At 35.5% G+C, this 11,942-nt stretch carries 10 protein-coding genes and 1 pseudogene; 1 reads left to right on the top strand and 10 read right to left on the bottom strand.

Translation table 11 applies throughout. The features are described from left to right. Positions 1 to 24: 24 nt before the first annotated feature. From thiI to OL234_RS03105, 6 genes are all read right to left on the bottom strand, one after another. On the bottom strand, positions 25 to 1,242 hold the full coding sequence (gene thiI / locus OL234_RS03130; RefSeq protein WP_275469719.1) for a tRNA uracil 4-sulfurtransferase ThiI: 1,218 nt from the start codon (positions 1,240 to 1,242) through the stop codon (positions 25 to 27). A 16-nt stretch (positions 1,243 to 1,258) separates the two neighbouring features. Further along, a complete protein-coding gene (locus OL234_RS03125; RefSeq protein ID WP_275469718.1) occupies positions 1,259 to 2,407 on the bottom strand; it encodes a cysteine desulfurase family protein in 1,149 nt (382 codons plus the stop codon). 166 nt (positions 2,408 to 2,573) lie between these two features. Next, on the bottom strand, positions 2,574 to 4,289 hold the full coding sequence (locus tag OL234_RS03120; RefSeq protein ID WP_275469717.1) for a septation ring formation regulator EzrA: 1,716 nt from the start codon (positions 4,287 to 4,289) through the stop codon (positions 2,574 to 2,576). A gap of 216 nt (positions 4,290 to 4,505) precedes the next feature. Then, positions 4,506 to 5,021, bottom strand: coding sequence for a pyrophosphohydrolase domain-containing protein (locus tag OL234_RS03115; RefSeq protein ID WP_275469716.1), 516 nt, complete (start codon positions 5,019 to 5,021; stop codon positions 4,506 to 4,508). 4 nt (positions 5,022 to 5,025) lie between these two features. Further along, positions 5,026 to 5,895, bottom strand: a complete 870-nt coding sequence (locus tag OL234_RS03110) for a Cof-type HAD-IIB family hydrolase (protein WP_275469715.1) — start codon at positions 5,893 to 5,895, stop codon at positions 5,026 to 5,028. 11 nt (positions 5,896 to 5,906) lie between these two features. Then, positions 5,907 to 6,737 (bottom strand): DUF72 domain-containing protein, encoded by an 831-nt coding sequence (locus tag OL234_RS03105; RefSeq protein WP_275469714.1) that lies wholly within the window; start codon positions 6,735 to 6,737, stop codon positions 5,907 to 5,909. 133 nt (positions 6,738 to 6,870) lie between these two features. Between OL234_RS03105 and OL234_RS03100 the strand changes: the two genes are divergently transcribed. Then, the gene (locus tag OL234_RS03100) at positions 6,871 to 7,845 is read left to right on the top strand and encodes an asparaginase (protein ID WP_275469713.1); all 975 of its coding nucleotides are present in this window, start codon (positions 6,871 to 6,873) and stop codon (positions 7,843 to 7,845) included. Between the two features lie 44 nt (positions 7,846 to 7,889). On the opposite strand, the gene OL234_RS03095 is transcribed toward OL234_RS03100, so the two are convergent. The 4 genes and pseudogenes from OL234_RS03095 to OL234_RS03080 form a co-directional block, all read right to left on the bottom strand. Beyond that, a complete protein-coding gene (locus tag OL234_RS03095; RefSeq protein ID WP_275469712.1) occupies positions 7,890 to 9,569 on the bottom strand; it encodes an FAD-dependent oxidoreductase in 1,680 nt (559 codons plus the stop codon). Between the two features lie 87 nt (positions 9,570 to 9,656). Beyond that, a complete protein-coding gene (gene ahpC / locus OL234_RS03090; RefSeq protein ID WP_275469711.1) occupies positions 9,657 to 10,223 on the bottom strand; it encodes an alkyl hydroperoxide reductase subunit C in 567 nt (188 codons plus the stop codon). A 277-nt stretch (positions 10,224 to 10,500) separates the two neighbouring features. Further along, positions 10,501 to 10,578: pseudogene (locus tag OL234_RS11030) on the bottom strand (SEC-C metal-binding domain-containing protein); the annotation flags it as partial. An 883-nt stretch (positions 10,579 to 11,461) separates the two neighbouring features. Beyond that, positions 11,462 to 11,905, bottom strand: coding sequence for a SprT family protein (locus tag OL234_RS03080; protein ID WP_275470104.1), 444 nt, complete (start codon positions 11,903 to 11,905; stop codon positions 11,462 to 11,464). Positions 11,906 to 11,942 lie beyond the last annotated feature (37 nt).

Here is an 11,942-nt window from a genome sequence, read left to right as displayed (position 1 = left end):
AAACCTGGACTTTCTACTAACTTTTTATAACAAATCATCAAATTCGTCTGATTTTCCTTCAAGATAAGTTTGACCTGATTGGATTTCTGTAATTGTAATTCCTGCTACAGCTCTAGCCACTAAACCTTCCACATCTAACTTAGCTTCCAGTGCTTGAGCACGATCTAAGCGTGGCTTAGTTTTTGGTTTTGGTGGCGCAAAAATGGTACAACAATCTTCAAACGGTTGAATCGCCAACTCAAAAGTATCAATTCTTTCCGCTACTTCAATGATTTCATTTTTATCCATTGCCACAACTGGGCGAATAACAGGTGTCGCCGTCACATCATTAATCGCAATCATACTATGCAAGGTTTGTGAGGCAACTTGACCTAATGACTCCCCATTAATAATCGCTAAGCCTTTGCGTTGTTCACGAATTTCATCTGTAATACGCATCATGAAACGACGGGTAATCGTCATAAGATAACCCTCGTCTACATTTTTTTTAATTTCTTCTTGAATCTCTGTAAAGGGCACCTCAATAAACTGAATACTACCAACATAAGGAACTAATTTAACTGTTAAATCTTTTGCTTTATCTAAAGCATGTTGACTTGTATATGGTGGACTATGAAAATGAACTGCTTCTATTTCCACACCACGTTTCATTGCCAGATAACCAGCAACAGGTGAATCAATCCCACCAGACAACATCAACATCCCACGTCCACTAGAGCCAACTGGTAGTCCCCCGGCTCCTAAGATAGTTTCGCATGATAAATAAGCAGCATCTTTTCGTATTTCAACACGTAAGGCAATATCAGGTTGTTTCATTTTCACTTCAATCTCAGGGATAGCTTGAATCACATGATACCCAATTTCTCTATTCAATTCGTTTGTATCCATCTCAAACTCATGATCTGAACGACGAGCATTGACTTTAAAACTTTTGCCTTCGGCATAGTTTTTTTTAACCATTTCAACAGCTGTTTTGTAAATAACATCCATATTTTTTTCGACACGGATAGTAGGCGAAAAATTTTGAATACCAAAAATTGGCTTTAAAGCTTCTAACACACCACTACTATCTTCACCATTTAAAATAAGATGAGTACGGTCTCGGTCGGCGTGAACCTTGACTTTCGGAAAATCATGCAAAGCTTTTTTGATATTTGTTGCTAATAAACTGATAAAAATACGTTTGTTTTTACCCTTAGTTGACAGTTCGCCATAGCGAACCATAATTTCAGTATAATTCATTCGGTTACCTTCCTGACTAATCGTTAATTTTTGAAAATTGTTCTTGTAATTGTTTGAAAACAATCATAAATTGTTCCGCTTCAACCATTGAAGATTCGGCTGTTAAACTTACTCTCACAGCAGTAATCGCAATATCATCTGGTATTCCCATCCCATGAAGAGTTCCACCAGCAACTTTACTTTTACTCGAACATGCACTTGTTGTAGAAATGATAATGTCTTTTTTCTCAAAAGCATGGACTAACACTTCACCCTTAATACCTTTTAAACCAAAACATAAAATATGTGGAGCAAATACATCAGAATCCTCAGAGAAAAGGGTCACTTTATCATACTGACTTAATGAATCAATCAAATATTGTTTAATATTCGCTTCACGACGATTTTTTAACTCTTGGTCAGTCACGTGTAAGCGAACAGCTTTAGCCATCGCGACAATACCAGGGACATTTTCTGTGCCACTACGCTTATTTCCCTCTTGACCCCCACCATTTAACAAGGGTGCTAAGCGACGCCCTTTGCGCCAATAAATAAACCCTGTCCCTTTAGGACCATGAAATTTATGTGAAGAAAACGTAGCAAAATCAACCCGATCTGTTACATACATCTCTGTTGGAATTTTGCCTAGAGCTTGAACTGCATCAACATGAAAATGAATAGTTGGATAGTTCTTTAAAACGTCACCTATTTCTTTAATTGGTTGAACTGAGCCAATTTCATTGTTTACAGCCATCACTGAAACTAAAATTGTCTCTTTACGAATTAATTTTTTTAATTCAGACACTTTAGCATGACCTTTTTTATCAACTGGTAAAATACTAACAGCAAATCCAAATTTAGTTAGTTGCTCAGCTGCTTTAGAGACAGCTGAATGCTCAATAGCTGAAATGATAATATGGTTACCAAATTCTTTTTTCTCCATAGCAGTTCCTTTGATTACCCAATTATCACCTTCTGTCCCGCCACTTGTAAAATAAATTTCTTCTGCGTCTACACCCAGATTTTCAGCAATTTGTTGGCGTGATTGCGTAATCAAACGGGTCGCCTGACTTCCTAATTGATGTAGGCTTGATGGGTTACCCAAAATACGTTGACTCGTTTTCACATATGTATCTAACACACTTGGATGAATTGCTGTTGTTGCACTATTATCAAAATAAATCATCTCATTCACCTTTTCTTTATCTTAGTTTAACTAGCTTATATCAGTCAGTCATCTTTAAAGAATCCTTTACATTATAGTCTTTATTAACCTGAATATCAACCAAGCTTACTTTGTTTACATAACAAAAAAACCAAAGTTACTCAAGTAACTTTGATTTAATAGACCTTTATTTTTTTTCATTATAGTAGAAAGATTCAATTCGTTTGAAGGCCCCTGGCTCAACGCTTTCCAACGCGACACCAATTTCATCCAAAGCTTCCTTATAACGAAACTCACGATTGAACAGATATAAGCTTTTTTCAGAGGCTTCACTTATCTCAGTATGAGTTAGGCGATAACGATTAGCATATTGTAGCATTTGCTCAGTTAAAGCCGCACTGTCAACTAATTCATCTGTTTTTTCATCTAATATTTTTAAATCAGCTTCACAGCGCTGAACTAATTCATTGATTTCATCCATATCAATAATTAACTCTTCTAACTCTTGCGATAACTCTTCAATCCGATCAGTTACCACATGAAATAACTCAATATAGCCATCAGGAATCCCAGGCAAACGTTGCTTATCAACACGTCTCTTGGTATTTCTTAAACGAAATTCAAATTCTTCAATTTTAACTTGAGCAAGTTTCTCGCCATCTCGTAAGGTAATTAAGGCTTGATTTAGTGATACTTGTTGATCTTGAATAACATCTAACATACGATTATTAACTTCGATTGCTTCTTGAATTTGGCTATAAACTACATTTTCGCTATTAGCATTAGTAATAATACGATCATAATCTTTTCTAATCTCTTCTAGATGAGCTTGTAAGCCGTGTGCCCGACCCATCTCATCATTATTTAGGCTATAGCTTTGCCCAACATGATCTACCTCAATCACTAATTGATGATTATTTTGAAAAGAATGTTCTATTAATTCTTGCATCGGTACAAGATTTTTAGCAACAAAGGCTTTGGCCTCAATTTCTTTCTCCATTATCTGATATAATCGATCAATATGATTGGTAATGCCCTCGCAACTTTCTTCAATTACTTTAGTTTCACATTTCTCCAACTCAGCAGTAGTGGCTTCTAATTTTGATTTAACTTTTGTTAATTCAGTACGGATATCAATATTTGGAAAGTTATATTTTTCAGTGACTAATTTTTTATACCCTTGTTCTAAATCATCGATCTGTTCTGGAAAATCTTCAGATAATGTTTTAAAGAGTGGCTTAATTTCAGACATTAAGGTAACTAATTCCCAAGTATCTTTTTCGGCCTTTTCTAAAACAACTGCCGCTTCAATCGGGTCACCAGAAGTGTTTAATGCTTTAAATCGATTAAAAAGTTCATCTAATGCCTCAACTTGCTTCGTCAAAGGCTCAGCTGCTGGACCAAACAGTTCTGACTTTTTAGTCAGTGTTGCTTTTGATTCTTCGAACTTATCCAAAGCTGCTTGAATGTCGATACTATTACGATCTTCACTTTCACTTAAGTCTTTTAACCCTTCATTGACACTTGCTGCTTCAGTTTCCATTTGGCTAATCTTACTAGTTGCTGCTGCTAGTAAGACTTTAACTTTCCCAAATTTAAATTTACTATTTAAGCTTTCTGCTTCAAAAAGTTGACGTTCTAATGTGGCATAATCATTAGTAGAAATGGCTATCCAACGTTTTTCTAAGGCTTGGAAGGCAGCCTGACTTTGACCTGCCAAAGTCATTTTTTTAATCCGTTCAACTTTTGAGCCAATTGATAAATCAAACAATACCTTCTTTCGTGTCTCCAGTTCATCTAATTGCTCTTTATTTTTACCTTTAGTAAACAAAGCGATCAGATATAACCCTACCACTAAAAATAGTACTGCTATTAATCCCCATATAATTGGACTTAATTTCATGAAAGTACCTCCAGTTTCTATTCAATTATCTGCATGCTTATTGAATAAACTAAGCTATTTTATTTTATCAACGCTAAACGACGCACTGTAGGTCGCCAATTTTAGTATCTCCTTACAAGTATAACATAGCTAGTTCTTTCTATCACTAACTAATTCTAATGAGAACCAAACTTTTTTTAGACATATCTCCTTGTATTATCCTTTATAAAATAGATATTATTTTAAGGTTTTTCCTACTTGACTCTGACGTGTCATTTCTTGTTCTAACTTCTTTTCTGGGGCAAAATCATGTTCCCAATTTTGGGGCTTTAGTACTTTTCCAGTAAGAGGATGGTAATGTGGTTGTCCATCCGGAAATAATTTTCCCATATTAGCTTGGTGGACAATCGAAAACAAAGGAGCCGGTTGGACTCCCATTAATACAAATGTTCCATAAGTAAAATAAAGTGTATCAATTAGTGCGTCCGCCTGAGAGACTAAAGGATTATCAATTTTTTTAGCCTGATTCTCTATCTTGACAACCGTTTCGTCCATTCCTTTTTTTAATTGCTCCACTAATTCATAAAAACAAGTCGGCTTGTTATGACTACTGGCATGCAATAACTCCACTACTTCTTCCATAATAAAATTAGCTCGCCTCAGTGCCTCTTCCTGACTTAAGGCTGTGGGAGCTTCAGGCTGACGATCATCAAACTTTTTATGAAATGCTTTAACCTCTTCAAACTGTGTCATCGACTTACTGCTCCTTTTCTTTCGCTAGCACACCATATTTTTGCAAACTTTCTAAAATGCCATCTTCATTATGATCAAGGGTTACCTCATCAGCAATATCTTTAATCAGACTTTCAGCATTTCCCATGGCTATACCAACTCCGACTGACTCCAACATCTCTTGATCGTTAAAACTATCACCAAAAGCCATTGTTTGAGATAAATCAAAGGAAAAATAACTAGCTGCTGATTGGATACCTTCCCATTTTGATCCCCCTTTAGCAATAATATCTACCATATAAGGATTGGAACGCGTAATTGTACACTCCGGAAAAAGTTGGATTAATTTTTTTTGTTCCGATTCTGGACTAGCTAACAGACATTGATAGATTGGTTTTTCTAAAATCCGTAACTTCGTATAGTGTACAGGTACTAAATTAGGCTGCCTCACCTGTTGATGAATCTTTTTCTCGAAGTTTGATCTTTTCAAATGCCAAGATTTAGGTAACACACGCCGTAAATTTTGAACCCATGATTTTTGACCCAGTTCTAATAACCAATGTCCCATAACCATATTATCACTACAAAATAATAACTGTCTTTGTTGTTTCTCACCTACACGAGCTAACTTGCGTAACATCTCATCAGTAATTGACTCTGCTCTTAGGATTTCTTCTTCTGTATAGACAAATTGACCGTTGTAGGTTACATAAACATCAAATCCTAACGCTCTAATTTCAGGTAAAATAGCCAGCGGACCTCGACCTGTAGCTATTCCACAAATTATACCGGCTTCTTTCATAGCTTTAACGGCATGCTTAGTTGAGTCTAACACCTTACCTTTTGAGTCAATTAGCGTACCATCTATATCAAAAAACACTGCAGAAATAGTCATTTATTTTCCTCTTAAAATAAATTTAACTGTTGCGGATTTAAGCCCTTATACTCCAAATTTAACAGGCTCTTAAAAGTTAAAGCATTAGCCGCTGCATCGCCACCTGAATTGTTATTAAATATAACGATAATATCAGTTGTTTGTTGCAACTGAGCTTTGACTATTAAGGCTAGCTCATTTAATTCATCCCGATTGTAACAATACAGAGTTCGTTTTTTCCGCCAATCATCTCCTTGGGTCTTCCACCCTTCTAAATTGCGACCGTGTAAGCGGAAAATTAATGGCGAAGTTGTTAGAATTGGCTCAAATGGAATTGATTTTCCTAGGACTTGCGGTTCATCAACCACTAGTAAACTTAGTTGCTCCTGCATCATAAACTCAACCATTCCTTGTTTATTTTCAGGTAGATACCAACTAATATGGCGAAATTCAATTGCCAAAGGCAAGGTCGAAAAAATCTTTCTTAAACGTTTTAAATAAAGAATATTTTCAGTTGTGCAATGAAAAGACGCTGGAAATTGACATAGAATAGCTGAGAGTTTGTCACTGGAAACTAAAGGCTGAATTGATTCGAGATATTTTTGATATAACTCCTTTTCAGAGTCATAAAAATCTTGCCATGGTCGATGGGTTGTCATACTCTGGTGAGCTTTAATTACACATTTAAAAGTCGGTGGTGTTATTTTTACCCATTCTGCCACCGTACTAACCCTAGGAATACCGTAGAAGAAAGTATCAATCTCCACAATTGGTAATACTGAGGAGTACTCACCTAAACTTATGTTATTTTTATTTAATAAATCCACATGTTCTGACCAACCTGTTAAACCTATTTTTATCACATACTCACCTCTCATGTATATTTTACACAATCTTAATAATTTTCGCAAAATTCAGCAAGAAATCAGATTTTTTTGCTATACTACAAAGAGTGGCTTTTTGCCAAGAATTAATTATATAGAAAGTTGGGCTGATATGAAAAAAATACTTGTTTTACACACAGGCGGGACTATCGCTATGGCAGAAGATAGCGAGACTGGAGCGGTGTCAACTAAACAGAGCAATCCACTATTAGATGTTGTTAACAACTTCGAGCAGGATATCGAGTTAATTGTGGAAGACTTTTTTTATGTTCCATCGCCTCATATTACACCGGGACATATGTTAGCTTTAAAAAAAAGAATTCAAGAAGGTGTTTTGGAAGGCATTGATGGTGTCGTGATCACACATGGGACTGATACCTTAGAAGAAACAGCTTATTTCTTAGATATTACTGTCGGTCATCTTTTACCAATTGTCGTAACTGGTGCGATGCGTTCAAGTAACGAAATTGGTTCAGATGGTTTATATAATTTCTTAACAGCCATTCGTGTTGCAGCTAATGAAGAATCTGTTGATAAAGGTGCTCTTGTTGTGATGAATGATGAAATTCATACGGCTCGTTATGTTACCAAAACCCATACAACAAATGTTGCTACTTTTAGAACACCTACCTTTGGCCCAATCGGTTTGGTCAATAAACATATTGTTAGTTTTTATCAACAACTAATTACTAATCATACTATCGATGTCACTAGCATTAATGGTCAAATACCTATTGTGACTGCCTATGCTGGTATGGGGTCAGACATTTTAGATCTCTTGACTACTAGTAAAATCGACGGCTTAGTAATCGAGGCCTTAGGTGCAGGTAATTTACCTCCACAAACCTTACCTGCTATTGATAATTTAATTGCCAATAATATCCCTGTGGTACTAGTTTCACGCTGTTTCAATGGTGTGGCTGAAGGTGTGTACGGCTATGAAGGTGGGGGGGCACAACTTGAGAAAAAAGGTGTCTTATTCTGCAACGGTTTAAACAGTCAAAAAGCCCGGATTAAGCTATTAGTCGCCCTAAATGCAAATCTAAGTAAACAAGAACTTGATGATTTTATGATTGAGAAAGTTTAGAGTTTAAAAAAGAGTATCTCAATTAATTGAGATACTCTTTTTTACTATTTTGCTAACTCTGAAATAATATCATCCATTGATTTAGCACCAAAAATAACCTCTTGATCATTAATAATCATAGCTGGAACACTCATGATTTTCTTCTCTTTTTTAAGTTCTGGGAATAAAGCCGTATCAATCATCTCAGCCTCAATACCAGGATTTAATGATGCAATTCGTTGACACGCTGCCACAACATCTGGACAATAGTGGCATGATAATGACACACAAATTTGAATCTTGGCTTTTGGTAAAGTTTTGATTTTATCTAATTGTGCTGCCTCAATCGCTTGTCCTTCACTTCCTGTATTATAAACCGCTAAAACAAGAGAGTTAAGTTCATGACCACTTGGAATCCCACTAAATTTAATACCTGTATAAGTATCAGTTTCATCAAATAAAACTGCTGAAGGTAAATGTTCCAAATTAATTGACCCTTCTAGCTCTGAATCATCTCCACGAGAAATATTTTTTACGATAATTTTATCGCTCAATCCCCCAAATTCATCTAAGAAACTAGACAACTCCATTGTTTTAGGATTGCTAGCATCTAAAATTGTTTTAATTGTCACTGTTTTTGTTAATTTACTAAAAATTCCTTTTAACTGTGTTTGCATGTCTTGAGGGAACCAAGTACCCGTTTTGACAGTTTCTGTTGCTGAACTTGCCACTGGGGTTGCTTTTTCTTCCGTCACTTTTGTTTTTTTAATTTCTTTAGGTTCTATTGAGATACCTAAACGTGTTTTTTGTTCTTTAACATAGCTTTCAGCCTTAGTCGCTGCAATCGCACCATCTGCTACGGCTGTGACGATTTGACGCAATTCTTTCACGCGTAAATCACCAATTGCATAAACACCTGATACGTTAGTTTCCATCAAATCATTTGTTGGAATAAAACCACGAGGATCCATCTCTACTTGGTCTTTGAAAATTTCTGTATTTGGTTTACTTCCTGCAAAAACAAACATTCCAAATGAGCCATCTTCTGGATCTGCCTCAAAGACAGTTTCCTCCCCAGTTTGATTATTAACAAAAATTGCTTTTTGCAACAACCCCTCGCCACTAATTTCTTTCACTTCAGTATTGTAAACAATATCAATTTTCGGGTGATTCTTGGCTAAATTAGCCGTCATCTCAGCACAGGTAAAATCAGGTTCGCGAATAATCATATGAACTTTTTTACCAAAACGAGTTAAGAAAACTGCTTCCTCTGCTGCAGCATACCCCCCGCCTAGAACAAAAATATCTAATCCTGTAAAGAACTCACCATCACAAGTCGAACAATAACCAATACCACGTCCTGTAAACTCTTGTTCACCTGGGAATCCAATTTTATTTGGTGAAGCCCCTGTTGCTATCATGATAGAACGAGCTTGATAAACTACCCCACTTTTGCCAGTTAGTTCTTTTACGTCGCCTTTAACATCTGCTGAGATAATTTCGTCTGTCTTAAACTCAGTCCCAAACTCTTCCGCTTGCAAACGCATTTCGTTCATCATGGCAGGTCCTTGCCCATTACGAATACCCGGATAGTTTACCACACTAGATGTCGTCGTTGCCTGTCCACCAATTTTGTCTTTTTCAATAATCAAGGTGTCCATCATTGAACGTCCCGCATAAATACCTGCTGATAGTGCAGCAGAGCCACCACCTACTACGATTAAATCATAAATATGTTTAGTCATTTTAACTTACACTCCCTTAGTCTTAGTAAAAAAAGACCCTAGCCTTTAGTAAGGTAGAGCCTTTTCTATTTTTTATCGAGATAATAGTTAGATTTTACCTACTAAATCTAAACTTGGTGCGATCGTATCAGCCCCTGGTTTCCAGTTAGCTGGACATACTTGATCACCATGTTCTTCAACAAACATTGCTGCTTCAACTTTACGAACTAATTCCTCAGCATTACGACCAATGCCCATATCATGGATTTCATACGCTTTGATTTCACCACGAGGGTTTACTACAAATGACCCACGGAAAGCTTGTCCAGCTTCTTCATCCATCACTTCGAAGAAACGAGAGATTTGGCCATTTGAATCAGCTAGCATTGTATATTCTAATTTACCAATTGTATCAGTTGCATCTGCCCATGCTTTATGTACAAAGTGACTATCTGTAGAAACTGAATAAACTTCACAACCCGCTGCTTGTAACTCTTTATAATAATCTTGTAAGTCACCTAATTCGGTTGGACATACAAATGAAAAATCCGCTGGATAGAAGAAGAAAATACTCCATTTTCCTAAAATATCTTCTGTTTTGACTTTAATAAACTCTCCTTGGCGATAAGCATCTGCTTCAAAATCAAATAATTTAGTGTTAATTAAGTTACTCATAATTAATAGTCCCCTTTTTCTCTTAGTTATTTATATCACTTTATCATAATAACAAATAAAAACTTATTAGTCAAAGAATATTATTATCTAACAAGAACAAAGATAAAGTCTTTATTTATAAGGATAAATACTTGATTTTTTTATTTATAGTACTCAAAAAAAGATTTTTTCCCGTTATTATATTGCTAGTCAAACTGACTTTAATTGAGAATCCATTGATCTAAATGAGAATAAATTCCTAATAAAAAAGACTATCGAATTTTCGATAGTCTTTTTTTTATTTACCGTGACATTTTTTGAATTTTTTACCACTACCACAAGGACATGGTTCATTACGGCCAACTGTTTTAGTAGAAGTTGTTGCTACTTTTGGTGTTGCTGCAACTGAGCCTGTATTAATTGAATTTCCCATCGCAAAACGATTGAAACGTTGCACATCTTCTTCACTATAAGTTGTTTTTGTTGCTTTCTTAGTAGCTGGCGCTACTTTTTTAGTAACAGTTTTTTCAACGGTTGGTGTCGGAACTTCTGTCGCCTCACCAAATGATAATTTAGCCAATTTACGGCTTAAAGTATCTGCATTGCTAATTTTTCCATCTTCTTTTAAGAATTCAAAATAAGCCGTTAAAATAGCAATAATATCGCTAGAAATATTGCCATATTCTGATACTTCTTTAGGGAAAATATTAACTAAAATATTTTCTAAAGTTGTTGCTGTCCATTCTTTACCCGAACGTAATTCTTCTTTATACATCAATTCTGAAAATGAAATAATAACTAATTCGCTATTCGCTTGAGCTGACGTATTTAATTTTGTATATAAACTACTCTCTTGGAATGCTGCAAACCATTCATTGGCTTGACTAATAACATTCGCCATTTTTTTTTCAGAAAATTCTTTCTGAGCCATAAAACACCCTCCATACTTAAGTTCATCGTTCTTTTCGACCTTATTAATTATAGCCGATTTTTACCTTACTTTCAAATTTTTTATGGGACTAAGTTTAAGAGCCCTATAACTGCCACTCTATCACCTAATACTTTGTGAAAAAAATGTGTAACTGCTATTATCACTAGGATAATTCAGGACTTTTTCCCGAATAAAAGTTATTTTCTAAATCAAATTTAACCTTATCCACCATTGGAAATTTACTCGTCTCATAAAATACCATTAAAAGTTCATCACAATCTATAGAATAACGAAAAAAATATATTTTCGCAACCTTCATGTTTTTAGCTTAATTCTGCAAGTCCAAGCGACCCCCACACTGACAGCCAAATTTTTTAACATTTAAGTATCGTTGCCGCTTATAAAGTTGACCGCATTGTTGACAAGTATAGAGTTTAAGTCTTACCTCTTTTTTCAAAGGTAAAGTCGGAGCGAAACGACTTCCCCCTGTTTGCTTCAATAATACCTTAAAGTCATTATCGCAATGACGATAACCGGCTCCTTTAATATGCAAGTGATAGTGACATAATTCATGTAAAATAACTTTTTTAAACTCTTCCAAACCATGACATTCAAAAATAAGTTTATTAAAGTCTAGGTCATGAGAATTTAAATGATAGCGTCCACCTGTTGTTTTCAGTCGTGGGTTAAAGTAAGCATAATGCTTGAAACTCTCTCCAAAATGCTGAACAGAAAGCAGTTCGACTAACCGCTGCAGGTCCTTATTGGTTATATCATTACTTTTTGATAAATCATCATATAACCGCTGA

The organism is Vagococcus intermedius (genome assembly GCF_029144185.1).
In the GTDB taxonomy this organism is placed as follows: Bacteria; Bacillota; Bacilli; order Lactobacillales; family Vagococcaceae; genus Vagococcus_D; species Vagococcus_D intermedius.
This window is presented reverse-complemented; position numbering and strand designations above follow the sequence as displayed.